22 protein-coding genes and 1 pseudogene are annotated in these 26,203 nt (G+C 62.7%); 17 read left to right on the top strand and 6 right to left on the bottom strand.

The genetic code is table 11. The features are described from left to right. Positions 1-213 precede the first annotated feature (213 nt). The 3 genes from Q0Y09_RS13220 to Q0Y09_RS13215 form a co-directional block, all read right to left on the bottom strand. Complete coding sequence (locus Q0Y09_RS13220) at positions 214-339, bottom strand: hypothetical protein (RefSeq protein ID WP_297722708.1); 126 nt, start codon at positions 337-339, stop codon at positions 214-216. A 72-nt stretch (positions 340-411) separates the two neighbouring features. Then, on the bottom strand, positions 412-1,734 hold the full coding sequence (locus tag Q0Y09_RS13300; protein WP_367184396.1) for a 2-hydroxyglutaryl-CoA dehydratase: 1,323 nt from the start codon (positions 1,732-1,734) through the stop codon (positions 412-414). A 66-nt stretch (positions 1,735-1,800) separates the two neighbouring features. Continuing rightward, complete coding sequence (locus Q0Y09_RS13215; RefSeq protein WP_367184395.1) at positions 1,801-4,761, bottom strand: acyl-CoA dehydratase activase; 2,961 nt, start codon at positions 4,759-4,761, stop codon at positions 1,801-1,803. 343 nt (positions 4,762-5,104) lie between these two features. Here Q0Y09_RS13215 and Q0Y09_RS13210 point away from each other — a divergent pair, with 343 nt between their 5' ends. Together Q0Y09_RS13210 and Q0Y09_RS13205 are read left to right on the top strand one after the other, a co-directional pair. Then, positions 5,105-5,674, top strand: a complete 570-nt coding sequence (locus Q0Y09_RS13210) for a hypothetical protein (RefSeq protein ID WP_297722706.1) — start codon at positions 5,105-5,107, stop codon at positions 5,672-5,674. Positions 5,675-5,715: 41 nt separating this feature from the next. Beyond that, the gene (locus Q0Y09_RS13205; RefSeq protein WP_297722703.1) at positions 5,716-6,063 is read left to right on the top strand and encodes a hypothetical protein; all 348 of its coding nucleotides are present in this window, start codon (positions 5,716-5,718) and stop codon (positions 6,061-6,063) included. Positions 6,064-6,159: 96 nt separating this feature from the next. On the opposite strand, the gene malQ is transcribed toward Q0Y09_RS13205, so the two are convergent. After that, positions 6,160-7,638, bottom strand: coding sequence for a 4-alpha-glucanotransferase (malQ, locus tag Q0Y09_RS13200; RefSeq protein WP_297722700.1), 1,479 nt, complete (start codon positions 7,636-7,638; stop codon positions 6,160-6,162). A gap of 155 nt (positions 7,639-7,793) precedes the next feature. Here malQ and Q0Y09_RS13195 point away from each other — a divergent pair, with 155 nt between their 5' ends. The 10 genes and pseudogenes from Q0Y09_RS13195 to cls all read left to right on the top strand — a co-directional run bounded on the left by Q0Y09_RS13195 (position 7,794) and on the right by cls (position 20,600). Next, entirely contained in the window at positions 7,794-8,645 is an 852-nt protein-coding gene (locus Q0Y09_RS13195) for a patatin family protein (protein WP_297722697.1), read from the top strand. 229 nt (positions 8,646-8,874) lie between these two features. Then, positions 8,875-10,206: a type I glutamate--ammonia ligase gene (gene glnA / locus Q0Y09_RS13190; RefSeq protein ID WP_297722693.1), complete on the top strand. Its 1,332-nt coding sequence runs from the start codon at positions 8,875-8,877 to the stop codon at positions 10,204-10,206. A 130-nt stretch (positions 10,207-10,336) separates the two neighbouring features. Then, positions 10,337-11,107, top strand: coding sequence for a GH25 family lysozyme (locus Q0Y09_RS13185; RefSeq protein WP_297722690.1), 771 nt, complete (start codon positions 10,337-10,339; stop codon positions 11,105-11,107). Positions 11,108-11,221: 114 nt separating this feature from the next. Further along, positions 11,222-12,136 carry a UDP-N-acetylmuramate dehydrogenase gene (gene murB / locus Q0Y09_RS13180; protein WP_297722688.1) on the top strand — a complete coding sequence of 305 codons (915 nt, stop codon included), beginning with the start codon at positions 11,222-11,224 and terminating at the stop codon, positions 12,134-12,136. Positions 12,137-12,157: 21 nt separating this feature from the next. Next, on the top strand, positions 12,158-13,018 hold the full coding sequence (gene rapZ / locus Q0Y09_RS13175) for an RNase adapter RapZ (RefSeq protein ID WP_297722685.1): 861 nt from the start codon (positions 12,158-12,160) through the stop codon (positions 13,016-13,018). Between the two features lie 3 nt (positions 13,019-13,021). After that, positions 13,022-14,086: a gluconeogenesis factor YvcK family protein gene (gene yvcK / locus Q0Y09_RS13170; protein WP_297722683.1), complete on the top strand. Its 1,065-nt coding sequence runs from the start codon at positions 13,022-13,024 to the stop codon at positions 14,084-14,086. Positions 14,087-14,128: 42 nt separating this feature from the next. After that, positions 14,129-15,025, top strand: coding sequence for a DNA-binding protein WhiA (whiA, locus tag Q0Y09_RS13165; protein WP_297722680.1), 897 nt, complete (start codon positions 14,129-14,131; stop codon positions 15,023-15,025). A 2-nt stretch (positions 15,026-15,027) separates the two neighbouring features. Further along, on the top strand, positions 15,028-15,516 hold the full coding sequence (locus Q0Y09_RS13160) for a hypothetical protein (protein ID WP_297722677.1): 489 nt from the start codon (positions 15,028-15,030) through the stop codon (positions 15,514-15,516). A 12-nt stretch (positions 15,517-15,528) separates the two neighbouring features. Continuing rightward, a complete protein-coding gene (locus Q0Y09_RS13155; RefSeq protein WP_297722674.1) occupies positions 15,529-19,023 on the top strand; it encodes a DNA polymerase III subunit alpha in 3,495 nt (1,164 codons plus the stop codon). Positions 19,024-19,067: 44 nt separating this feature from the next. Continuing rightward, positions 19,068-20,600, top strand: a pseudogene (cls, locus tag Q0Y09_RS13150) (cardiolipin synthase). A 265-nt stretch (positions 20,601-20,865) separates the two neighbouring features. On the opposite strand, the gene Q0Y09_RS13145 reads toward cls, so the two are convergent. Continuing rightward, positions 20,866-21,765: a hypothetical protein gene (locus Q0Y09_RS13145; RefSeq protein WP_297722671.1), complete on the bottom strand. Its 900-nt coding sequence runs from the start codon at positions 21,763-21,765 to the stop codon at positions 20,866-20,868. After that, positions 21,766-22,308: a DUF4364 family protein gene (locus Q0Y09_RS13140; protein WP_297722668.1), complete on the bottom strand. Its 543-nt coding sequence runs from the start codon at positions 22,306-22,308 to the stop codon at positions 21,766-21,768. 185 nt (positions 22,309-22,493) lie between these two features. Here Q0Y09_RS13140 and Q0Y09_RS13135 point away from each other — a divergent pair, with 185 nt between their 5' ends. From Q0Y09_RS13135 to Q0Y09_RS13115, 5 genes are all read left to right on the top strand, one after another. Beyond that, positions 22,494-23,588, top strand: a complete 1,095-nt coding sequence (locus tag Q0Y09_RS13135; RefSeq protein WP_297722665.1) for a DUF3048 domain-containing protein — start codon at positions 22,494-22,496, stop codon at positions 23,586-23,588. 63 nt (positions 23,589-23,651) lie between these two features. Then, complete coding sequence (locus Q0Y09_RS13130) at positions 23,652-24,773, top strand: aldo/keto reductase (RefSeq protein ID WP_297722662.1); 1,122 nt, start codon at positions 23,652-23,654, stop codon at positions 24,771-24,773. Further along, complete coding sequence (locus Q0Y09_RS13125; protein ID WP_367184394.1) at positions 24,770-25,312, top strand: GNAT family N-acetyltransferase; 543 nt, start codon at positions 24,770-24,772, stop codon at positions 25,310-25,312. Before Q0Y09_RS13130 ends, Q0Y09_RS13125 begins: the two co-directional genes overlap by 4 nt. Beyond that, positions 25,309-25,878, top strand: coding sequence for an NUDIX hydrolase (locus Q0Y09_RS13120; RefSeq protein ID WP_297722658.1), 570 nt, complete (start codon positions 25,309-25,311; stop codon positions 25,876-25,878). The genes Q0Y09_RS13125 and Q0Y09_RS13120 overlap by 4 nt, the downstream gene beginning before the upstream one ends. 120 nt (positions 25,879-25,998) lie before the next feature. Beyond that, the coding region (locus Q0Y09_RS13115) for a FeoA family protein (protein ID WP_297722655.1) at positions 25,999-26,203 on the top strand (205 nt) is incomplete at its 3' end.

Below are 26,203 nucleotides of genomic sequence, written 5' to 3'. Positions count from 1 at the left end.
CGTGGGGAACTCCCGCCATCCCAGGGCGTGGATGAGGGACATGGCGCGAAAGTGTTCGTCGGTGCATGCGTCCACAAAGTGGAGCTGTTCCATGCTGGTACCTCCTGTCTTACGCCTGGGCTGGCGGGACACCCCGCGCCTGGTGGCGCGTGCCGAGCATTTTGCCTTTTGGCAAAATCTCGATGCCGGGGCAATTCATTTGCCCCGCGCAGATCAAAATTCTGGGGCCCCCACGGGACGGCGTCCCGTGGGGAACTCCCGCCATCCCAGGGCGTGGATGAGGGACATGGCGCGAAAGTGTTCGTCGGTGCATGCGTCCACAAAGTGGAGCTGTTCCATGCTGGTGCCTCCTGTCTTGCGCCTGGGATAATGGACTCCCCGGCCTGCCCATCGGGAGGCCGGGGAGGAAGATTACACGGTGACGGGTTCTGCGGAATGGGTCTGGGCGGCGGCCTCCTCCTCGGCGTGCTGCTTGGCGAGCCCCCGGGCATTGGCCAGCATGAGCTTGATCCGGTTCTCCTGGTTGATCTTGGTGGCGCCGGGGTCGTAGTCGATGGCCACGATGTTGCTCCAGGGGTAGTCGTCCTTGAGCTTGCGGATCATGCCCTTGCCCACGATGTGGTTGGGCAGGCAGCCGAAGGGCTGGGTACAGACGATGTTGGGCACGCCGGTGTGGATGAGCTCCAGCATCTCGGCGGTGAGCAGCCAGCCCTCGCCCATCTTGTTCCCGTCGCCCAGGTAGCCCTTGATGTAGCTGTGGAGCTCGTCAAAGTCGCCGGGGGCGCGGAAGCGGTTGGAACGCTTCAGGGCGTCGATGAGGGCGTGCTGGTACTTCTTGACATAGGTGGCGAAGAGCTGGCACACCTTCTGCTTGATCCACTTTCCACCGTAGAGGTCCACGTCCACATCCCGGTTGTAGATCTTGAAGATGAGGAAATCCACCAGGCCGGGGACCACTGGCTCCGCCCCCTCGGAGAGGAGGAACTGGTTGAGGTTGTTGTTGCCCAGGGGGGCGTACTTGACGTAGATCTCGCCCACCACGCCCACGCGGACCTTCTCCTCGCCAGCGACAGGGATGGCCTTGAAGCGGTCGATGATGCGGTCGAAATTCTTCACCATGGACTTGTAGGAGAGCCCCTTTCCCTGGGCCATGTCCTCCAGCAGGAAGTCCACGCACTCTGACGAGACCCGGTCGGTCTCGCCGGGGGTGACCTCATAGGGCCGGACCTGGTTCCCCACGTTCATGATGAGGTCGCCGTACATCACGGCGAAGATGGCTTTGCGGATGAAGCCCAGGGTGAGCTTGAAGCCGGGGTTGTGCTCCAGGCCGGACAGGTTCACCGAGACGACGGGGACGTAGCCCAGTCCCGCCTTCTCCAGGGCCTTGCGGAGCATGTGGATGTAGTTGGAAGCCCGGCAGCCGCCGCCGGTCTGAGTGATGACCAGGGCCACCTTGTGGGGGTCATATTTGCCGCTCTGTACTGCGTTGATGAGCTGGCCGATGACCAGAATGGCGGGGTAGCAGGCGTCGTTATGGACGTACTTTTGTCCGGCGTCGATGACCGGCTTACCGGTGTTGCCCAGCATCTCTACTTTATAGCCCTCATTCTGCATGATGCGCACCAGCAGGGCAAAGTGGTCCGGGAGCATCTGGGGCACCAGGAGGGTATACTCCTTTTTCATCTCCTTGGTGAAGAGAAGACGCCCGGTCTTGTCATATACCAATTCTGCCATAACCATAAGTTCCTTTCAGCGATGGGTGCGATGCCGCCGCGGATTCTTCCCGGCAGGGGCCGGCGCTCAGGCGGTGACCTGGCTGCCGGCGCTGTTCTGGCCCCGTCGGGCGTCCATGGCGGCCATGAGGGAGCGGATGCGGATGCGCACCGCGCCCAGGTTGTTGATGTCGTCGATCTTCAGCTGGGTATAGAGCTTGCCGCCCTTCTCCAGAATGTCCCGCATCTCGTCGGTGGTGATGGCGTCGGTGCCGCAGCCGAAGGAAACCAGCTGCACCACCTGCATGTCGCTCTGGGTGCAGACGTAGCGGGCGGCGTTATACATCCGGCTCTGGAAGGTCCACTGGTTGAGGACCTTGCGGGGGGCGTAGTCCTCCAGATAGGAGAGGGCGTCCTCGGTGACCAGCACGAAGCCGAAGGAGGTGATGAGGTCGTTGATGCCGTGGTTGATCTCCGGGTCGATGTGGTAGGGACGGCCGCACACCACGATGATGTTCCGGCCCTCGGCCCGGGCCTGAGCAATGTATTTGGCGCCGGTCTCCCGCACGTCGTGGACATAGGCGTCATAGGCGTCGTAGGCCGCCTTTGCCGCCTGGACCGACTCCCTTCTGGGGACGCCGAACTCCGCTTCCATCAGCTTGGCAATGCGCTTTTCAAAGTCCCTGTGCCGCCAGAGACCCACATAGGGGTCCAGATATCTGGTCTGCTTGAGCAGGGGCACGTTGGCGGCGAGCAGCTCGGGGTAGTAGGCCACCACCGGGCAGTTATAGTGGTTGTCGCCGATGCCCTCGTCGTTGTTGTAGGACATGCAGGGGTACCAGATGGCGTCCACCCCCTCCTCCACCAGGGCTTCCACATGGCCGTGGAGGAGCTTGGCGGGGTAGCACACCGTGTCGGAGGGAATGGTGTGCTGGCCCTTGAGGTAGAGCTTCCGGGAGGATTCGGGGGAGAGGACCACCTCAAAGTTGAGCTTTGTGAAGAAAGTGTACCAGAAGGGCAGGTTCTCATACATGTTGAGGCCGAAGGGAATGCCGATCCGGCCCCGGGAGCCGTCGCCCGCCCCCTTGCCCTCCATGGCGCGGAGCTTCTGGTATTTGTAGACCATGAGGTCGGGCAGCTGCACCTTCTCCTTGCCCAGGGGCCGGGAGCAGCGGTTGCCCGAGATGAACCGCCGCCCGCCGTCAAAGCTGTTGACGGTGAGGGAGCAGTGGTTGGTGCAGAGGTTGCAGGTTACAGGTTTTGCGCTGTGGGTGAAGGACTCCAGAGCGGCGGCGCTCAGGAGGGAGCTCTGTTCCAGATGGAGGTCCCGGGCGGCCAGGGCGGCCCCGAAGGCCCCCATGAGCCCGGCAATGGTGGGCCGGGTGACGTTCCGGCCCAGCTCCAGCTCGAAGGCCCGGAGGACGGCGTCGTTGAGGAAGGTGCCGCCCTGGACCACGATGTGCTTGCCCAGGTCGTCGGCGGAGGCGGCCCGGATGACCTTGTAGACGGCGTTTTTTACGATGGAGATGGAGAGGCCGGCAGAGATGTCATCCACACCGGCGCCGTCCTTCTGGGCCTGCTTGACGCTGGAGTTCATGAAGACGGTACACCGGGAGCCCAGATTCACCGGGTTGCGGGCGAACAGGCCCAGCTTGGAGAAGTCGGCGATGGAGTAGCCCAGGGCCTTGGCGAAGGTCTCGATGAAGGAGCCGCAGCCGGAGGAGCAGGCTTCGTTGAGCATGATGGAGTCCACAGCGCCGTTGCGGATCTTGAAGCACTTCATGTCCTGGCCGCCGATGTCGATGATGAAGTCCACATCGGGGTTGAAGTGGGCGGCGGCGTTGTAGTGGGCCACCGTCTCCACCAGGCCCAGGTCGCAGCCAAAGGCGTTTTTGATGAGGTCCTCGCCGTAGCCGGTGACGGCGGCGCCCTTGATGGCGATGCGGGCGCCGCAGAGGCGGTAGATCTCCCGGAGCTGCTCCAGGACCACAGAGACCGGGTTGCCCTGGTTGGAGTGGTAGTAGGTGTAGAGCAGGCCGCCGTCGGGGGCGATGAGACACATCTTGGTGGTGGTGGAGCCGGCGTCGATGCCCAGCCAGGCGTCGCCGGCGTAGGTATGGATGTCCACCTCGGGGGGGTGGTTGGCATCGTGGCGGACGGTGAAGTCCTCGTACTGCGCGGGGCCGTCAAAGAGGGGGAGGAGGGTGTCCATGGTGTTTTTGGCCTCCACCGACTCCTCCAGCAGCTTCAGCGCCTCATCGAAGGGACGCTCCACATAGTCGGTGGAGCACAGGGCCGCGCCCATGGCGGCGAAGCAGTCGCCGTCGGCGGGGAAGACGGCGTGCTCGTCATCCAGCTTCAGCGTCTCCACGAACCGCTCCCGCAGGCCCATGAGGAAGTGGAGGGGACCGCCCAGGAAGACGATCTTTCCCTGGAGGGGGCGGCCCTGGGTGAGACCGGCCACGGTCTGGTCCACCACCGCCTGGAAGATGGAGGCGGCCACGTCTTCCTTCCGCCCGCCCTGGTTGAGGATGGGCTGGATGTCGCTCTTGGCGAAGACGCCGCAGCGGGAGGCGATGGGGTAGATCTTCTCATGCTTGAGGGAGAGGGCGTCCAGCTCGTCGATGGTGACGTTGAGCAGAGAGGCCATCTGGTCGATGAAGGCCCCGGTGCCGCCGGCGCAGGAGCCGTTCATCCGCTCCTCCAGCGCGCCGCCGAAGAAGATGATCTTGGCGTCCTCGCCGCCCAGCTCGATGACGGCGTCGGTGCCGGGGATGTAGGTGTTGACGGCGGCGGCGGTGGCGTAGACCTCCTGAACGAAGTCGATGCCGGCGGCCTTGGCCACGCCCAGGCCGGCTGAGCCGGTGATGACCAGCTTTACGTCCCTGCCCCGAAGTCTGTCCTCAATGGTGTGGAGGGTCTCGCAGGCCCGTTCCCGGGCCTTGGAGTAGTGCCGCTCATAGGAGCGGAAGAGCAGCTTGTTGTCCTCATCCAGCACCACCACCTTGACGGTGGTGGAGCCGATGTCGATGCCGATGCGAAGGCTCATAGGTTCACCTCGTAGCCCCGAAACCAGCCGGGGCACATTTTTTCGTACCCTATATACTATAACAAATCGACAGATTTTACAACTGACAAATCTGTAAAGAAAACACCATAAAACCTAGGGGATTGCAATGGTATTTTGACGGAAAGAAAATATTCCATTATACATAGTTGACAAAAAAATAGATGTATGTTAGCATTAAATCAGACATAGTGTCATATTCCAGAGGAGGCGATGCCATTGTTTTAAGTGATTATAATTGTATGCTGTGCTACCTGTTGCTGGATCAATTATGTGCTCAGTGTATTGGATGAAGCTATGATTGGAAAAAGGATTGGAGGTACATATGAAAAAGCGTCTTATTGCTTCTGTCCTTTGTCTTTCCTGCCTGTTTAGCCTGACACCAGTATTTGCAGCTGCGCAAGAAAAGAACCAGGATGGATGGCATAAAGTGACTGTGTTGTCTGAGATCATTAAAGAGGACGGTTCTTCTGTGTTAACGATTCGTGATGCGAGCGGTGTAAAGACACTTCATTTTAAGTTGGTAAACTCACCCGCTCTTTTTTCGACCCAGCGAGATCTAAGTTGGGAAGGATGGGGAGAACCAACGACAGTCCAATATAATGCTACCGCTGAGCAAACGTTGCAAAGCATGAGCCAAGCTGCGTTACGTGCATTTCTTGGATCGGCGCTGGGTATTGGCGGGACTGTTTTGGGAATTATTGTCCCACCACTATATGACGCGATTCAAGCGAATTGTGGTAATGGGGAGAAAACTATTTGGCTCGAAAGGACAATTTGGTTGAAAAACGATTATAGTGCATATCGTCGACAAGACAATTTCTACAAAGATGAAAACTTTGATGAACTGGTATACTCGACTGGAATCAAAGAATTTATCGGAGGAAATCGGTAGATTGTCTTTAGTAGTATCCATTCAGAACCAAAAGGACTGATATGAGAGTATTTTTGTTGCTTTTTGTGATTTTTACAACTGGACTAGTACGTGTTCTTTTTGCAGTGTATAGCAGAAAGCCATATCAAGTGGAGACTGGTATTCGCATTGATGGCATTGATATCGCAGGCTATGTAGTACTTGTGGGGATATGTGTGACAGAAGATATTCTCTTGCGTCTTCTGGTGACAGCGTTGTATCTCCAAATGATGGCGTTTTCACGTTGTGCCACGAAAATCTTAAAATCCGAGCAAAACGTCTGTTTGAGTAATGAGTTTTCCAAGTTTATTATTATTGTTTTGGGAAGTACGATGCTACTCTTGGTTGCGGCAGTTTTTTGCAAAGAATAGCGGAGGCACAATGTGACTCAGACATGTCCTAACGGTGATAATTCATGAGACAGACCGCAGCAATTCCTTCTGGAGTTGTTGCGGTCTGTTTTATCCCTATCCTCGGTGGTAGGTCCGGGTGATGTGGGCCAGCTTGCCGGAGACGTCTGGGTTGAGGGCGGCGGCGCGGACCCGCCAGGACCAGTTCTCGGGGCCGGCGGTGCCGGGGAAGTTCACCCGGGCGTCGGCCCCCAGGCCCAGCACATCCTGGAGGGGGGCGATGGCCAGGGCGCTGGGGCACATCCATGCCCCGCAGATGGCCCCCCAGCCGAAGCCCTCGTCGGCCCGGAGCCGGAGGTAGTCGGAGACGAAGTCCCGCTGGGCGGGGGTGGCCTCGTCAAAGAGCCACTGGACGAAGGTGGGGGTGTCGTGGGTGCCGGTGTAGACCACCGAGTCCCGGGGGCAGTTGTGGGGGAGGTAGGAGCTCTCCCCGTCGGGGTCGAAGGCAAAGACCAGGATCTTCATGCCGGGGATGCCGGAGTGATGGATGAACTGCCAGACGTCGTCGTCCAGGACCCCCAGGTCCTCGGCGATGAGCTCCAGTTCCGGCACCTCCCTGGCAAAGTGGTCCAGCAGGGCCTGGCCGGGGCCCTTTTTCCACCTGCCGTCCTTGGCCACCTTGGAATCGGCGGGGATGGCCCAGTAGGTGTGGAAGCCCCGGAAGTGGTCGATGCGCAGCCGGTCATAGAGGAGGGCGGCGTTGCGCAGCCGCCGGGTCCACCAGTCGAAGAGATCGGCCCTGTGTCCGTCCCAGTCGTAGAGGGGGTTGCCCCAGTACTGCCCCACGTCGGAGAAGGCGTCGGGGGGGACGCCGGCCACGGCGGTGGGCACGAAGTCGTCGTCCATCTGGAAGAGCTGGGGCTGGGCCCACACCTCCACACTGTCGGCGGAGACATAGATGGGCAGGTCGCCCATAATGGCGATGTCCCGCTGATTGGCATAGTCCTTCAGGTCCTTCCACTGGCGGAAAAAGTGGTACTGGAGGAAGACCTGGTAGTCCACCTCGTCGGCAAGCTCCGCGCTCCAGCGGGCCATGGCCGCCGGCTCCCGGCGGCGGATGTCGTCGGGCCACTGGGAGAGGGGGAGGTCCAGCTTCTCGTGGATGGCGGAGAAGAGGGCGTGGTCGGGGAGCCAGTCGGCCTGTTCTTTGAGAAAGGCGGACCGGGCGGCGGCGTCCCTGTCCCGGCGCCAGGCGGCGCGGAGGAGGGGCGGGCGGTTTTTCCGGAGCCAGTCGTAGTTGACCCGGTCCGGGTCGGGGTAGCGGGCGGCGTTCAGCTCCTCGCTGGTGAGGAGTCCCCGCTGAACGAAGTCCTCCAGGTCCAGCAGCCAGGGATTCCCGGCGAAGGCGGAGGGGGACATATAGGGGGAATCGCCGCTTCCCGGCGGGACCAGGGGGAGGATCTGCCAGGTGTGCTGCCTGGCCTGGGCCAGAAAATCAATGAATTGCCGGGCGCTGCGGCCCAGAGTGCCGACGCCGTAGTCGCCGGGCAGGGAGAAGATGGGCAGGAGCAGACCGCTGGAACGTCCTTTGAGCATGGATAGTCCTCCGTTTCGTGGACCCGCGGGGGAGGGGCCGCCGCGGGATCAGTTCTCCACCATTATAATCGAACCGCCGTCCGGGCGCAAGTGGTGGGGACGGCTTTGCATTTTGGCCGGAAAGGGGGTATAATACGCCGGAAGGAAGTGATACCATGAAGACCGGCATCGTGCTGGAGGGGGGCGCCCTCCGCACCATCTTTTCCAGCGGGGTCTGCGACGCCCTTTTGGAGCGGGACCTGCTGCCTGACTATGTTATCGGCGTCTCGGCCGGGATCGCCTACGGCGTGAGCTATGTCTCCCGGCAGAAGGGGCGCAACCTTGAGATCTTGACCAGGTTTGCAAATGACAAGCGGTATATGGGGATGCGGAATCTGTTGATCCCCTCCAACCGTTGTTACTTCGGCCTGCGCTTTACCTATGACACCATTCCCAACGAGCTGGTGCCCTTTGACTACAAGACCTTTGCCGCCTACCCCGGAGAGGTGGAGGCGGTGGTGACCAATCTGGAGACGGGGGGACCGGAGTACCTGCCTGTGCCCCGCCGGGACGACAAATTCCTGCTTCTCCAGGCCACCTGCGCCATGCCGCTGCTGTTCCCCATCTTCCGGCTGGACGGCATGCCCTGTCTGGACGGCGGGTCCTCCGACGGCATCCCCTGGCGGCGGGCCTTCGACATGGGCTGCGACCGGGTGGTGGTGGTGCTGACCCGGGAGCGGAGCTACCGCCGGCAGCCGGAGCAGCTCCAGCGGTTCATCGACCTGCGCTATCACCGTTATCCACAGTTCTGCGAGACCATGCGCCGCCGGGCGGAACGGTACAATGCCTGCCGGGAGGAGCTCTTCCGGCTGGAGCGGGAGGGGAAGGTCCTCCTCATCGCCCCGGAGAGCACCGAGGGCTTTTCCCGGGTGGAGCGGGATTTGGGGAAGATCCGCGCCCTGTGGCAGGACGGCTATGACCGGGGCCTGGAGCGCAGCGAGGAGATCGCCGCCTTCTGGGGGAGATGAGTCGGGGAAAAATGTATAAGGCAGACGGCCTTTGCAGGGGCGCGTCCCGCTATTTGCCACAAAAATCCACAGAAGGCACGGCTTTACCTTGACAAAGCGCCGGGAAAGTCGATATACTCAGAATCATCAGCTGTGAACGGAGGCGTTCCACCCGATGAGGGGGGAGCGCCTTCTCGGCTATCCGGGCCGACGCCCGGGAGCCATCATTGAGGAAGGGGATACAGAAGCCATGGCCCACACCAAGGAAGACATCATACGCCGCGTGAAGGAGGAGGAGATCGAGTTCATCCGCCTTCAGTTTACCGACATCTTCGGCCAGCTCAAGAACGTGGCCATCACCGCCTCCCAGATCGAAAAGGCGGTCAACAACCAGTGTATGTTTGACGGCTCCTCCATCGAGGGCTTTGTCCGCATCGACGAGTCCGACCAGTATCTCTATCCCGATCTGAAATCCTTCCGGGTCTTCCCCTGGCGGCCCAGCCACGGCAAGGTAGCCCGGCTCATCTGCGACGTCCACAATACCGACGGCACGCCATTTGCCGGCGACCCCCGATACGTCCTCAAGCGCGCCCTCCAGAAGGCGAAGGACATGGGCTATGACGCCTTTAACGTGGGTCCGGAGGCGGAGTTCTTCCTTTTCCAGACCGACGATGAGGGCAAGCCCACCACCAAGACCAACGACGAGGCCGGTTACTTTGACCTGGGTCCCCTGGACCACGGCGAGTCCACCCGACGGGAGATCTGCATGGCCCTGGAGGCCATGAAGTTTGAGATCGAGGCCAGCCACCACGAGTGCGCCCAGGGCCAGCACGAGATCGACTTCAAATATGAGGAGGCCCTCCACGCCGCCGACAACATCATGACCTTCAAGCTGGCGGTCAAGACCCTGGCCCAGCGGAACGGTCTCCACGCCACCTTCATGCCCAAGCCTATCTTTGGGGTGGCTGGCTCCGGCATGCACACCAACATGTCCCTCTTCCGGAACGGGAAAAATGTCTTCTGCGATCCCGACGGGGAGCGGGGCCTTTCCAAAGAGGCGTACAGCTTCATTGCCGGCATCCTCCACCATGTCCGGGGCTTTGCAGCCATCACCAACCCTCTGGTGAATTCCTACAAAAGGTTGGTCCCCGGCTATGAGGCCCCCTGCTACCTGGCCTGGTCGGCCTCCAACCGTTCCGCCCTGGTGCGTATCCCGGCCTCCCGGGGCCAGTCCACCCGGGTGGAGCTCCGCTCCCCCGACCCCTCCTGCAACCCCTACCTGGCCTTTGCCGTCTGCCTGGCCGCCGGACTGGACGGGATCGAGAAGGGCATGACCCCGCCCGCCGAGATCACCGAAAACATCTACGCCATGGACGACGCCGCCCGGGCGGCCCGGGGCATCGCCTCTCTGCCCGGCTCCCTGGAGGAGGCCATCAGGGCCCTGGAGGCCGACCAGCTCATCCTGGATACCCTGGGCGAGCATGTGGCCGCCAACTACATCGAAGGCAAAAAGAAGGAGTGGGAGGAGTACCGCACCCGGGTGTCCTCCTGGGAGCGGGAGAAATACATCATCAACTATTGAGTTTTTGTCCCATCCCGCAGAAACTGGATGGACGACCAGGGGGCGGTCTCGGTTTATATGCCGGGACCGCCCTCGTTCGTCCAATGCAAAAGACGGTTGCCTTTCAGGGGAAAGTGCCGTATCATATATCATGGTGATTTTTGTGAAATTCCTGCTGCGCACACTGCGCTTTTTCTTCCGGCTGGCGGTGCTACTGGCCGCGCTGGTTCTGCTGGCCTACGGCGGCTACCGCTTCTGCCGCTGGCGGGGGTGGGTCCTCTTTCCCCAGGAGGCCGACCCGGACCAATGGGAGGTCTTCGGAGTGGACGCCTCGGTCTATCAGGGGGAGGTGGACTGGCCCGCCCTGGCCGACCAGGGGGTGGACTTTGCCTTTTTGAAGGCCACCGAGGGCAGCTCCCTCCAGGACGTCCGCTTTGCCCAGAACTGGGCCAACGCCCAGGCCGCCGGCGTGCGGGTGGGGGCTTACCACTTTTTCAGCTATGACAGCCCCGGCGAGACCCAGGCGGACAACTTCATCTCTGCCGTTCCCGTGACCCCTGGGGCCCTGCCGCCGGTGGTGGACATCGAATTTTACGGCGATAACCTCAAAAATCCGCCGGAGGCGGACCATGTGAAGGCCGTACTGGACCCGCTGCTGGAGCGGCTGGAGGCCCACTATGGCGTCAAACCCATCCTCTATGTGACCTACCGCTCCTACGCCCTCTATCTGAAAAAGGGCTATGAGGACTACCGATTCTGGTTTTCCAGTCCGGCGGTGATGCCCTTCTGGCGGCCCTGGACGTTTTGGCAGTACTCTCACAGCGCCAGGCTGGAGGGCTATACTGGCGGGGAGGAGCGTATCGACCTCAACGTCTTCCGGGGGAGCCGGGCGGACTTCCAGGCGCTCTTCGGCGGAGGCTGAAGGGCGCTTTTTCCGACCGCGCTATTCTATTTCCCGGCGGATTCTGTTATAATAAACATATTGGGAATCCGGGCCCGGCCCTGTGTCGGCGCCCTTGATCTAGGAGGAAAAAGTATGGACCGATTTGCGTCTTTGTTCCGGGAGCTCTCCCGGGTCTGCCCCGAGCTGGAGCTGCGGGCCGAGGAGCCCATGAGCCGGCACACCACCTTCCGCATCGGCGGGCCCGTCCGGCTCATGGCCCTGCCCAAGACGGAGGAGGAGGCCCAAAAGGCGGTGCGCACCGCCCTCCAGCACGACATCCGCCCCTTCTATATGGGCAACGGCAGCGACCTTCTGGTGTCCGACCAGGGGTATGAGGGCTTTATCCTCAAGGCGGTGAACGGACTGAACACCCTGGAGGTACGGGAGAACGTCATCACCGCCGGCAGCGGCGTCCTCCTCTCCCGGCTCTCCAGCTTCGCCATGGACAAGGGCCTTGCCGGCCTGGAGTTTGCCCACGGCATCCCCGGCTCGGTGGGCGGCGCAGTCACCATGAACGCCGGCGCCTATGACGGGGATATGAAGGCGGTGGTGCGCGCGGTGCGCTGCCTTACCCCGGAGGGGGAGGAGGAGACCGTGGCCGGGGAGGGCCTGGACTTTGCATATCGTCACAGCGCCTTCCAGGACGAGCAGCGGCTCATCCTGTCCGCCGAGCTGGTGCTCCGGCCGGGGGACAGCGGGGACATCAAGGCCCTGATGGACGACCTGGGCAACCGCCGCCGCCACAAGCAGCCCCTGGACCTGCCCAGCGCCGGCAGCGTCTTCAAGCGCCCGGCGGGCTACTTTGCTGCCTCTCTCATCGATGAGTGCAAGCTCAAGGGCCTCACCGTGGGGGGCGCCCAGGTGTCCAAAAAGCACGCCGGCTTCATCGTCAATCTGGGCGAGGCGACCTGCGCAGATGTGCTCACGCTGGCCGAACAGGTCCAGGAGACCGTGCTTCGAGAGACCGGCGTGGCGCTGGAGCTGGAAGTGCGCACCCTGGGCGTGTGACGGGAGCACGAGGTGAGCAGCATGAAATTCATCCTCATTTCCGGCCTGTCCGGGGCTGGCAAGAGCAAGGCGGCCTCCTTCCTGGAGGATATGGGCTACTATGTGGCGGACAACCTGCCCGCGCCCCTCATCCCCAAGTTTGCCGAGCTGTGCATGGCCGGTCAGGGCCGCTACCAGAAGGTGGCCCTGGTCACCGACATCCGGGGCGGGCAGACCTTTGACGGCCTGTTCGACGCGCTGGACCAGCTCCAGGAGATGGGCTGCAACTACCAGATCCTCTTTGTGGAGGCCAGCCTGGAGACCATCATCAAGCGCTACAAGGAGACCCGCCGGAGCCACCCCCTGGCCAAGGCGGGGCGGTCGCTGGAAGAGGCGGTGGCCCTGGAGCGGGCGGCGCTGGAGCCGGTGCGGAAGCGTTCAGAGTATATCCTGGATACCTCGGCCCTCTCCACCGCCAAGCTGCGGGGGGAGATCCTCCGCCTCTTTGGGGAGAGGAATGGAAAGCCGGCCATGAGCGTGTCGGTGATCTCCTTCGGCTTCAAAAACGGCATCCCGCTGGAGGCCGATCTGGTCTTCGACGTGCGGTGCCTGCCCAACCCCTATTACATCGCCGACCTCCGGCCCCAGACGGGGCTGGACGCCGGCGTCCGGGACTTTGTCTTCGGCTATCAGCAGACCAGGGACCTGATGACCCATCTGGAGGGGCTGCTGAGCTTCCTCCTGCCCCTCTATGTGGAGGAGGGCAAGACGGCGCTGGTCATCGCTGTGGGCTGCACCGGGGGACACCACCGGTCGGTGGCGGTGACCCGGGCCCTGGTCGACTTCATCCGGCAGAAGGGGTATAACGCCTCTGAGAGCCACCGCGATATGACGAGGGATTGAGCCATGAGCGAGCAGTACAGCCGCAGCGACCAGCGATGGGAGCACGGTCCCAGGATCGCCGCCATCGGCGGCGGCACGGGCCTGTCCACCATGCTCAGGGGATTGAAGCAGTATACCCGTAATCTGACCGCCATCGTCACTGTGGCCGACGACGGCGGCGGCTCCGGCATGCTCCGGCAGGACCTGGGCATGCCTCCGCCGGGGGACATCCGCCACTGTATGGAGGCCCTGGCCAACGCCGAGCCCATCATGAACCAGCTTTTGACCTATCGCTTCCCCGGCGGCTCGGGGAGCCTGACCGGGCAGTCCTTTGGCAACCTGATCCTGGCCGCCCTCAACGGCATCACCGGATCCTTTGACCAGGCGGTGGCCCGGATGAGCGAGGTCCTGGCCATCACGGGCCGGGTGCTGCCCGTGACCAACGAGAACGTGCAGCTGGAGGCCACCTTTGAAAACGGAAAGAGCGTGGTGGGGGAGTCCAAGATCTGCGCCTTCAAGAAGGAGCAGGACTGCCGCATCGCCCGGGTGCGGCTGCTGCCGGAGCGCCCCCCCGCCCTTCCCGAGACCCTGCGGGCCATCCGGGAAGCCGACCTCATTCTGCTGGGTCCCGGCAGTCTCTACACCAGCGTCATCCCCAATCTGCTGGTGGACGGCGTGGGGGAGGCCATTCGCAGCTCCGACGCGCTGAAGGTCTATATCTGCAACATTATGACCCAGGACGGGGAGACCGAGGGCTATACCGTGGCCGACCATGTGGCCGCCCTCCTCACCCATGGGGGCGGGCCGGGACTGGTGGACCTGTGCCTGGCCAACTCGGCCCAGGTGCGGCCCGGCCTGGTGGAGCGATACCGGGAGGAGGACGCCGCCCCCATCGCCATCGACCGGGACCGCGTGGAGGCCCTGGGGGTGGAGCTGGTGGAGCGGCCCCTGGCCTCTGAGACCTCCGACTATGCCCGGCACTCCGTGTCCCGGCTCTCCGCCGCCGTCATGGAGCTGCTGGGCGAGCGGTCCATCCGCATCGCCCACGGGCTGGGCGCGGAGGAGACCCAGTTCCGGCTGGAGGACTGACCCCGTCCCCGCCGCCCAAGAAAGAGAAGAGCAGGTGAGCCCATGTCCTTTTCCAACCAAGTCAAAACGGAGCTGTGCCGGGGGGAGCTCTCCAAGCGGTGCTGCGCCCGGGCGGAGGCTTACGGTGCGCTGCTGTTCTGCCGCAGCTTCACCCCGGAGGAGATCAAGGTGGTCACAGCCTCCCCCGCCTTTGCAAAGCGCCTGCCGGAGCTTTTCCGCCGGGCCTTTCGGGTGGAATTTGATGCCGCAGCGGTCTCAGCGGCGGGGAAGCAGACCTTCCGCCTCACCGCTCCCGACAAACTTGCCGCCGTCCGGGATGCCTTCGGCTACGAGCCGGAGGCGTCCCTGGCCCATCACATCAATTTCGCCGTGGTGGAGGAGGAACACTGTCGTTCCGCCTTTCTGCGGGGGGCCTTTCTGGCGGGGGGCTCGGTGAGCGACCCGGCCAAGAGCTACCACCTGGAGCTGTGTACCACCCACTTCAACGTCAGCCGGGAGCTCTCCGCCCTGCTGCGGGAGGCGGGGTTTGAGCCCAAGCAGACCACCCGCAAGTCCAACTACATCACCTACTTCAAGCCCAGCGAGACCATCGCCGACTTCCTCACCGCCCTGGGGGCGCCGATTTCGGCCATGGAGATTATGAACGCCAAGCTGGAAAAGCACCTGCGGGGGAGCGTCAACCGCCGGGTGAACTGTGACTCGGCCAACCTGGACAAGGCGGTGGACGCCGCATTGGAGCAGGTGGAGGCCATCGGGCGGTATGCACGGACCCGGGGGCTGGACGCCCTGCCGGACAAGCTCCGGGCCACGGCGGAACTGCGGCTGGGCCACCCGGAGCTCACCCTTTCCCAGCTGGCCGCCCTCAGTGACCCGCCGGTCACGAAATCCTGCCTGAACCACCGGCTGCGCAAGCTCATGGAGCTGGCGGGGGAGGAGTGAGTGTGGGATACAGAGTCAGAAGCTATGAAAGCGATTTCTCCCCGCAGGAAATCCTGACCCGACTATCCACTCTGGTAAGGGCTGATATCAAGGTCCGGAGTCGTCCGGCAGGAAAAAGGGGCTTTCGGCTTTACGCGGTGTCTGATTTGGGGAAAACCTGTCAGGTCTGTCTCCGGTGTTATATAGAGCCGGTGGAGACTGGGAGCCGGCTCTCGGTTCGGCTGGAGTTGCCTCCTTGGACCAGGGCTCTGTTTCTCTATGTTGCATTGCTTTTCCCTCTGTTTACCTTGGTGAATTTTTGGCCGCTGGAGCAGGGAGAGTGGGCCGGTCAAACCTTATCTCGCGTGTGTGTCCTGGTATTGGATGTGGCGGCGGTGGGCGCCTATCTCGGCTGCCGCCATTCTATGGCCAAGTATGGTCCCCGTTTGCTTGCTTTTGTGGAAGAAAAACTGTTGTATGGAATTGATGCTCGGCCATCCCCAATAAACTAAGGAGGTCCCCCTATGTCCTTTGTCCATCTCCATCTCCACACCGAATACTCCCTTCTGGACGGCTGCTGCCGCATCCCGGCTCTGGTGAAGCGGGTGAAGGAGCTGGGGCAGACCGCCGTGGCCATTACCGACCACGGCGTCATGTACGGGGCGGTGGACTTCTACAAGGCATGCAAGGCCGAGGGGATCAAGCCCATCATCGGCTGCGAGGTCTATGTGGCACCCCGGACCCGGTTCCAGAAGGAGCACGAGTTTGACGCCTCCCCCCGCCACCTCATCCTCCTGTGCCGGAACGAGGAGGGCTACCGCAACCTGTGCCATATGGTCTCCCGCAGCTTCACCGAGGGCTTTTACATCAAGCCCCGCATCGACAAGGAGCTGCTGCGTCAGCACGCCGGAGGGCTCATCGCCCTCTCGGCCTGTCTGGCCGGGGAGCTGCCCCGGCTCCTCCGCAACGGACAGTATGAGGACGCCAAAAAAGAGGCCCTGGCCATGCGGGAGCTCTTCGGGGAGGACGGCTACTATCTGGAGCTCCAGGACCACAGCCTTCCCCAGGACCCGGAGATCATCCAGGGCCTGCTGCGCCTCCACGAGGAAACGGGCATCCCCCTGGTGGCGACCAACGACGCCCACTACCTCACCCGGGCCGACGCCAGGACCCAGGACGTGCTCATGTGCATCCAGATGGGCAAGACGGTGGACGAGCCCGGGCGGATGAAATTTGAGACCGAGGAGTTTTATGTGAAGAGCGAGGCCGAGATGGCCGCCCTCTTTCCCAACTGCCCCGAGGCCCTGGAGAACACCCAGAAGATCGCCGACCTGTGCAATGTGGAGTTTCAGTTCGGCACCTACCACCTGCCCGAATTCAAGCTCCCCGAAGGCTGGACCGACGGGGAAGCCTACTTTGAGAAGCTGTGCCTGGACGGTTTTGCCCAGCGTTATCCAGATGCCCCGGAGGACTACCGGAAGCAGCTCGGCTACGAGATGGAAATGATCCGCAAGATGGGCTTTGTGGACTACTTCCTCATCGTCTCCGACTTCATCGGCTACGCCAAGCGCCATGACATCCCGGTGGGCCCCGGCCGGGGCTCCGCCGCCGGCAGCATGGTGTCCTACTGTCTCCACATCACAGATGTGGACCCCACCAAGTACGGGCTCTTCTTTGAACGTTTTCTCAACCCGGAGCGGGTCACCATGCCCGACATCGACATCGACTTCTGTATCCGCCGCCGGCAGGAGGTCATCGACTATGTCTGCCGGAAGTACGGCGCCGACCACGTGGCCCAGATCGTCACCTTCGGCACCATGGCGGCCCGGGGGGCCATCCGGGACGTGGGCCGGGCCCTGGACTTCCCCTATGCCGAGGTGGACACCATCGCCAAGCAGGTGCCCAGCGGTCCGGGGGCCCTCCACATTACCCTGGACGAGGCGCTGAAGCTGTCCAAGCCCCTCCGGGACCTCTATGAGGGAGACGAGCGGGTCAAGACCCTGATCGATACCGCCCGGAGCATCGAGGGCATGCCCCGCCACGCCTCCACCCACGCCGCCGGCGTGGTCATCACCCGGCTCCCGGTGGACGATTACGTCCCTCTGGCCAAGAACGACGAGTCCGTGGTCACCCAGTACACCATGACTACCTTGGAGGAGCTGGGCCTTCTGAAAATGGACTTTTTGGGCCTGCGGAACCTCACTGTCCTGGACGACGCTGTCCGGATGGTCCGCCGGAAGGAGCCCGACTTCGACCTCCGGGGCATCCCGGACAACGACCCGGAGGTCTTCCGCATGCTCTCCGAGGGCAGGACCTCCGGCGTCTTCCAGATGGAGTCGGCGGGGATGACAGGGGTGTGCGTGGGGCTCAAGCCCAAGGACATTGAGGACATCACCGCCATCATCGCCCTCTACCGCCCCGGCCCCATGGACTCCATCCCCCGCTTCATCGCCTGCAAGCACGACCCCAAGCTCATCCGCTACAAACACCCGGCCCTGGAGCCCATTTTGTCGGTGACCTACGGGTGCATCGTCTACCAGGAGCAGGTCATTGAGATCTTCCGCCGGCTGGCCGGCTACACCATGGGCCAGGCCGACATGGTCCGCCGGGCCATGAGCAAGAAAAAGCGCAAGGAGATCGAGCGGGAGCGGCAGTTCTTCATTTACGGCGACCCGGACCGGGGCATCGCGGGCTGCGTGGCCAACGGCATCCCGGAAACGGCAGCCCAGGACATCTACGAGGAGATCGACGCCTTCGCCGAGTACGCCTTCAACAAGGCCCACGCCGTGAGCTACGCCATCGTCTGTTACCAGACGGCCTGGTTCAAGTGCCACTATCCCAGGGAGTATATGGCGGCCCTCCTGACCTCGGTGCTGGATTCCCAGGCCAAGGTGGCCGAGTACATCGGGGAGTGCCGGGAGAACGGCATCGCCCTCCTGCCCCCCGACGTCAATGCCTCCGGCGCGGATTTTACCGTGGAGGGGGAGGACCTCCGCTTTGGCCTGGTGGCGGTCAAGGGCGTGGGCCGGGGGGTCATCCTGGACCTTCTGGCCGAGCGGGAGCGGGGGGGCGCCTTCACCTCCTTTGCCGACTTCTGCCAGCGCCTGGGGGGCGGCGACCTCAACCGCCGGGTGGCCGAAAGCCTCATCAAGTGCGGGGCCTTTGACAGCCTGGGCTACCGCCGCTCCCAGCTGCTGGCCGTCTGCGGTCAGGTGCTGGACAGCGTGGCCCAGCAGCGGAAGAAGAATCTGGAGGGGCAGTTCGACCTCTTCGGCGGCGGCGGGGAGGAGCCCGCCTCCGTCACCGACCCGCCCCTGCCCAATCTGCCCGAGTTCACCCGCCAGGAGCGGATGGCCATGGAGAAGGAGACCACCGGTCTCTACCTCACCGGCCATCCCATGGATGAGTACCGGCAGGCCGCCAAGGCGGTGCACGCCGCTCCCATGGGGGCCATCCTGGCCGACTTCGGACGGGAAAACGGGCCGGAGACCTACCGGGACGAGCAGCGGGTCACCCTGGCCGGGGTGGTGGCCGCCGCCAAGACCAAGACCACCCGGAACAATACCCTCATGTGCTATGTCACCCTGGAGGACGACACCGGCTCCATGGAGCTGCTGGTCTTTGCGCGGACCCTCAGCGCCAGCGGCGCCCTGCTCCAGGAAAACGTCCCCATCTGGGTGACCGGCCGGCTGTCGGTCCGGGACGAGAAGGCCCCTCAGCTCCTGGTGGACGAGGTCCATCCCCTGGGCGGGGAGCCGGCCCAGGCTGGAGACGGCGGACAAGACCGGAAAGGGGATACCCTTTATATCAGACTGGAAGGGGAGGGTGGCCCTGTCTGGGAACGGGTCCAGAAGGTCTTCCTCATGTTCCCGGGGAGCGAGAAGGTGATCTTCTATTTTGCCGACAGCGGGAAAAAGCGGCAGGGGGGCTGCCTCCTGCACCCCGCTCTGCTCCGGGAGATGGAGGAGCTGCTGGGTGCGGAGAATGTGGTCCTGCGCCATCCGCAGCCGGCAAACTGACACAGCCGGGACCGAAAAAGAAACTTTTTCCATGGGAGGCGTCTATGAAGAAGCTGGTCTCTCTTCTGTTCCACCGGGTCGTTCTGGTGGGGATCTTTCTTCTCATACAGATCGCGGTGCTGGTGGTCATGCTGCTGCGGTTCAACGAGTTTTTCCTGCCCTTTTACGGCGTGTGCGTGGCGCTGAGCATTGCGGCGGTCTTCTGGATCATCAACCGGAGCAGCGAGCCGGCCTATAAGATCGCCTGGATCGTCCCCATCCTTACCTTTCCCATTTTCGGCGGACTGTTCTACCTCCTCTTCGGCGGCAATCGGCTGAGCAAGCGGACCCGGCGGAAGATGGAGGGCATGGACCGGAAGATGCTGGAGGTGCTGGGCCCGGACTTCAAGGCGGACAGCCTCATCTCCTTCGGTGAGGATGCCGTCCACCAGGCCCGCTATCTGGAAAACATGGCCCACTGCCCGGTGTACGGCGGCACGGAGACCGAGTATTTTCCTCTGGGGGAGGACTGCTTTGCCCGGATGGTGGAGGAGCTCAAAAAGGCGGAGCGGTATATTTTCCTGGAGTACTTCATCATTGAGGACGGGGTCATGTGGGGCACCATCCTGGACATCCTGGCGGAAAAGGTGAAGGAGGGGGTGGATGTGCGGGTCATGTACGACGACATCGGCTCCATGTTCACCCTGCCCCGGGAGTACGCAGCCGAGTTTTAGAAGCGCACCGGCATCCGCTGCTGTGTCTTCAACCCCTTTGTGCCCATCCTGTCCCTGCGGCTCAACAACCGGGACCACCGGAAGATCCTGGTCATCGACGGAAAGGTGGCCTTTACCGGCGGCATCAACCTGGCCGATGAGTATATCAACCAAAAGGTCCGCTTCGGCCACTGGAAGGACAGCGCCATCCTGGTCCGGGGCGAGGCGGCCTGGAGCATGACGGTGATGTTCCTGTCTCTGTGGGATGACATCCGGCGGACGCCCGCCGAGGATTATGACCGCTTCCGCCCTCACTGGGAGACGCCGCCCACTGGGGTGGGCTTTGTTCAGCCCTACACCGACAGCCCCCTGGATGGGGAGGCGGTGGGCCAGTCGGTCTACCTCAACCTCATCAACCGGGCCAGGCGCTATGTCTATATCACCACACCCTATCTCATTGTGGACGACAGCATGAACACCGCCCTGTGTATCGCGGCCAAGTCCGGGGTGGATGTGCGGATCATGACGCCCCATATCCCGGACAAGAAGATGGTCTTTGAAGTCACCAGGGCCCACTACGGTCCCCTTCTGGAGGCGGGGGTGAAGATCTATGAGTACACCCCCGGCTTTGTCCACGCCAAGAATTTTGCCGTGGATGACAAGTTCGGTACAGTGGGCACGGTGAATGTGGACTACCGCAGCCTGTTTCTGCACTTTGAAAACGGCGTCTGGCTGTGCGGGGCTCCCGCCGTCCGGGACATCCGGGATGATTTCCTGTCCACCCTGGAACAGTGTCAGCCCATCACCCTGGCCCAGAGCCGGGCCCTCCCCTGGTGGCGGAGGGCCTGTCGGGCTGTGCTCCGGGTCTTCGCGCCGCTGATGTAAGCCTGTTCTGAACAAAAAAGTGAGATGGGACCGAATCGGTCCCATCTCACTTTTTTGCTATACAAAAGCATCGCAAAATTGGCCATGTGCCGCTTTCAGCGGCACGGCCATGAAATCAAAGCGCATGTGCCGGGACGGCCCATATGCGCATAAACTTCATGCGCCACAAGCCTTTGCCCGTTTTCGTGGTGCGCGCTTGGCGCATGAAGTTTTATGTACCAATGTTCTGCCTTGGTAGGGAACCGGCATTTTGCACAGGCCGGCTTTATTTCGGGCAGGACTTGCGGGCCTTCCGCTCCGCCTTGCGCTGGAGCTTGGCAGCGCGGAGCTCGGCCTTCCACTGGCGGCCATAGGCCCGGACGTCGTCCAGGGCGTAGCGCCGGGAGGTCATGTGGCTGTAACGGTTCCGGAAACGGCGGCTCATGCGCTCGGCCCGCTCCAGAAGCTCGTTGTAATCGGCCATCAGCCGCTCCAGGCGCTGGGCGCTGGTGGGGGAGAGGGTGTCGCGGATGTCATCCAGCTTGGCACGGAGCTCCTCGCCCACCACCTCCAGGCTGTCGCCCAGGTCGGCACGGGCCAGGGCCAGCTGGAGACGCAGCTCGTCTCCGGCAGTCTGGAGCCGGTTCATCGCCTTGGTGACCAGGGTCAGCTTCCGGATGGTGGTGACGGTATCCACCAGCAGCAGGGCCAGACAGGCGCCGCAGGCGGTGTACTGGACCCATTCGGGCATCCGGTCAAAGAGCCGGGCCACCGGAGGGTGGATAAAGAAAACGGCCACATAGGACATCACGCCCCAGAAGAGGCTCACCGGAAGACAGACCCGGCCCTTGATATTAAAGGGAATGTTGCTGTAATCCCAATACTTGATGTGGGTGGTGGTCTCCAGGAACCAGCCGACGAAGTACTCCCAGGCGGTCATGACAATGACAGCCACGAAGTAGAAGACCACAAGATTCTCCTTGAAGGGGGCGAAGAAGAGGATCATCAGCAAAAAGCCCACCCCGTAGATGGGGCAGAGGGGGCCGTAGAGAAAGCCCCGAGGCACATAGTGCCGTTCCATGATGGAACAGTAGCAGGTCTCCCAGAGCCAGCCGCAGCAGGAGTAAAAAATAAAATAGAGGAACAGCAGGGGCACGGGATGCCCCATCAGCGTAGGTACCGCCAATCAGCTCCGCTCCTTTCCGTCAAAGTCGGTGAGCAACACGTCCAGCAGGCCGTTGTAGATTTGCTCCGGGTGTGTTTTGAACTGCTCGGAGAGGCGGTCACACTGCTGCTCGGTGGCGGCCAGCATCTCAATGGTGAGCAGGTTCCCATGCTCGTCGTCCAGCGCCATCATAAGGGTGAAGGTGCCGTCCCCCCGGGGGATCCGGTCGGACCGCACCTGGGCGTCCCGGCGCAGCCGGCTGTTGAGCTTGGCCACGCTTTTGTCGCATTTGACCCGGATGGAGTAGGGGAGACTGCTCTCACAGATGGCGCCGTTCTTCCGGCCCTTGTCTGTGACGGCGTAGTGGTCCTCTTCCAGGACCAGATGCTCGGTGTCCACCAGCTCATGGACGGCCTCTGCAAAGGCGAAGTAGTCCACGCCCTCATCACACATGGTGAGGTCGGCTAGGGTGGGCATGTCGATGGGAGCCACCACACGGGACATGATGTAGAGCACCAGAAATTTGATGTCCAGCTTGTCATGGATAAAGCCAACGCGAGCCATGGCGTACCTCCTTGCCTGGCGGAGCAGTGCTCCGGGTCCATGCGATCTATCCTAAACATATATTATAACGAAAAAGAAAGGCAGGAACAAGAGTGAATTTTGCCGGAAGCCTGTCGAAGGGGCGGTTGACAGGGGGAAAGCGAGGGGGTAAGATGAAAGCATCATTCTGGGATGGAGGCGACGATATGCGAGTTCCTCTTTTGCCGGCGCTGTGTCTGGCCGGCCTTTTGTGCCTCACCGCCTGCGGCTCCGGCGGCGGGGCAGAGTCCACTCCCACGCCTGCGCCGGAGGTCACCGTGCCGCCTCCCGCGGCGACCGGGACGCCGACGCCCACCCCTTACGACGGGCCGGTGAACCCCCTGACCGGAGAACCTGCCGAGACAGACATCGTTGAGCTCCGCCCCGTGGCGGTCATGCTCAACAACCTGAAGGAGGCCCTGCCCCAGCTGGGTCAGTCCCGGGCCGACCTCATCTACGAGGTGGTGGCCGAGGGCGGGATCACCCGCATGCTGGCGGTCTACCAGTCGGTAGAGGAGATGGACACGATTGGTTCGATCCGCTCCGCCCGCCCCTATTACATCGAACTGGCCCTGGGCCACGACGCCCTTTTTATCCACGCCGGCGGCAGCGACGACGCATACAGCGACCTGCGGAGCTGGGGTGTGGACCACTTCGACGCCGTCCGGGGCCCCTACCTGGGCAAATCCCCGGAGAGCAATATGATGTGGCGGGACGCCGAGCGCCGGAAGGTCAACGGCTATGAGCACAGCGTGGTGGCCACCGGCGCCTCCATTCTGGCCCACCTTCCCGAAGGGCTCCGCCTGGAGCATGCGGAGGGCTACGACGCCGGACTCACCTTTGCCGACGACGGTACGCCGGACGGAGGCAGTCCGGCCAGGGTGTTGACGGTGCCCTTTTCCAACTATAAGACGGGCGTCTTTACCTATGACGCCGCCCTGGGGGCCTACCTGGTGGAGGAGTACGGCGCTCCCTATGTGGACGGCGGCACGGGGGAGCAGGTGGCGGTGACCAATGTCATCGTGGTCCAGACCCGCTGCCGCTACACCGGGGACAGCCTGGGCCACATGGATGTGGAGGTGGTGGGCAAGGGCGACGGCTGGTTTGCCTGCGGCGGGCTGGCCATTCCCATCCGCTGGAGCAAGCCCAGCCGGGAGAGCCCCATGACCTACACCACCCAGGACGGCGCTCCGCTGGCCCTGGGCCGGGGAAAGACCTATGTGAATATCGTCCCTCTGGACGCCGCCGTGACGATGGAGTAGGGACGCCCTTGGCAGAATATAAATGGACGGGGAGCTCCCCGGAATATGTGCAGGAGGTGCGCCATGGAGACGAGAGTACAGGAAACGCTGGGCGTGGAGCCGTCCCTTCTGGGGTTTGGCTGCATGCGCTTTCCCACCCTGGAGGGAGGCGCCATTGATGAGGAACAGGCTCTGGCCATGCTGGACCGGGCCTGGGAGGGCGGCGTCAACTATTTCGACACCGCATACTTTTATCACAATGGAAAAAGTGAGGAATTTATGGGGCGGGCCCTGGCACGCTATCCCAGGGAGCGCTATTACCTCACCTCCAAGCTGCCCACCACGCTGATCCACTCGCTGGACGACGCAAAGCGGATCTATGCCGAGCAGCGGGCGCGGCTCCAAACGGAATATCTGGACTTCTACCTTCTCCACAATCTCAACGGCGCCCGATGGCGGGAGATGGTGGCCGCCGGCGTGGTGGACTGGTGCCTGGAGCGGCAGGCTGCGGGGGAATTCCGGCACTTTGGCTTTTCTTTCCACGGCAGCTATGAGGAATTTCATGAGATCCTCACTGCCCGGCGCTGGGACTGCTGCCAGATCCAGCTCAACTACATGGACACCGAGACCCAGGCCGGTCTGAAAGGCTACCGTCTCACCGAGGAGTTGGGGGTCCCCCTCATTATCATGGAGCCGGTCAAGGGGGGCGCGCTGGCGTCGCCGCCGCCCGAGGTCATGGACCTTTTTGCCCCCCTCCGGCCTGGAGCGTCGGCCTCCTCCTGGGCCCTCCGGTGGGCGGCCAGTCTGCCCAACGTCATGACCGTTCTCTCCGGCATGTCCACCATGGTGCAGGTGGAGGACAACCTGGCGACCTTCCAGCACTTCCAGCCCCTGAGCGGGACAGAGCGGGCGGCGGTGGACCGGGCGGCAGAGTGTTTTCGCCAAAAGGTCCGCAACGGTTGTACCGGCTGCCAGTACTGCATGCCCTGCCCGGCGGGGGTGGACATTCCCGGCCTGTTCCAGGTATGGAACGAGTATGCCATGTTTCAAAACCGGGACCGGGCGCGGGCCAAGTGGAAGGACCTGGACGAAGAGGAACGGCCCCACCGCTGCGTCTCCTGTGGCGCCTGTGAAGAGAAGTGCCCCCAGAGTCTCCCCATCCGGGCGGACCTGCTGCGGGCAGGAGAGGAGCTGGAAAGACTGTGAATGCAGAGCAGAGAGACCGCCTGGAGCTGATTCCGCCGGACGAAGATTGGGCGGAGGCCGTCTGGAATTATAAAATGGAATTTGAGGACCGGGGCGACAGCCTGGATGGCACCGCCTGCCTGGGGACAGCCGTCCGCTTTTCCGATTGGCTGGCCGCTGTGCGGGACAATGCCCGGATCGACACGGTGCGCCCCGGCATGGTGCCCGCCACGACTCTCCTGGCCGTCCGCCGCGCCGACCGGAGTCTGGTGGGTATGATCGACATTCGCCATACCCTGAACGACTACCTCTTTCAGTTCGGTGGCCACATTGGGTACAGCGTCCGGCCCGGGGAGCGCCGGAAGGGCTATGCAGGGGAGATGCTTGGCCTGGGGCTGGACGTGTGCAGAAGGCTGGGACTTGACCGGGTGCTGGTGACCTGTGACAGTGAAAATGCGGCCTCTGCCAAGACCATCCGGTCCGGCGGCGGCGTGCTGGAAAACCGGGTCCCGGAGGGAGAAGGATTCACAGACCGGTATTGGATCGAGGTGCGCGCATGAGAGATCTGCTGGAACAGCTGGAGGGCTATACGCCCTGGAATGAGCAGGAGGAGCGGGACCAGATGCTGCTGCTGAGCATGCTCAGATCCGGGCAGGATATCTGGACCCGGGAGAATGAGACGGCCCATCTCACCGCCTCAGCCTGGGTCACCGACCCCACCCGGACCAAGGTCCTCATGTGCTATCACAACATCTACCACTCCTGGTCCTGGCTGGGGGGCCATGCCGACGGGGACCGGGATCTCCTGGCGGCGGCCCTTCGGGAGGTAAAGGAGGAGAGCGGTCTCACGTCGGTGCGCCCGCTATCGGAGGAGCCCTTTTCCCTGGAGATCCTGACGGTGGACGGCCACGAGAAGCGGGGGCGGTATGTGCCCTCTCACCTCCATCTCAATGTGACCTATCTGCTGACAGCGGATGACACCGAGCCCCTGGCAGTCAAGCCCGACGAGAACAGCGCAGTGGGCTGGTTCGGGCTCACCGAGGCGGTGGCGGCCTCCTCGGAGCCCTGGTTCCGGGAACGGATCTATCCCAAGCTCAATGCCAAGCTGTGCGCCAGGGTGCTCTGAACCCGATGATCTGGCCCCCGCCGTCCCGTAAGGGGCGGCGGGGGCTTTTTCCGCATAGGATAGAACGGCGGGGACCGTCTGGCCCCTGACCGATCATCTTTGTGGAATGGAGCTGTAAGTATGGGAGAACAGCTTTCGATGGATCAGCTGCCCGAGGGCATCCGGGCCCAGGTGGTGGAGGTGGGTGGAGAACAGGCCATGCGGCGGCGTCTTCTGGACCTGGGTCTCATCCCCGGCACCTGGGTGACCTGCCGGGGCCGGGCCCCTGCCGGCGATCCCGCCGCCTATGCCTTCCGGGGCTGTGTGGTGGCCCTGCGCTCCAGGG

It is taken from the genome of Intestinimonas sp. (genome assembly GCF_026169115.1).
Taxonomy (GTDB): domain Bacteria; phylum Bacillota; class Clostridia; order Oscillospirales; family Oscillospiraceae; genus Intestinimonas.
Note: the sequence above shows the minus strand (reverse complement) of the source record. Positions and strands in the feature narration are given on the sequence as shown.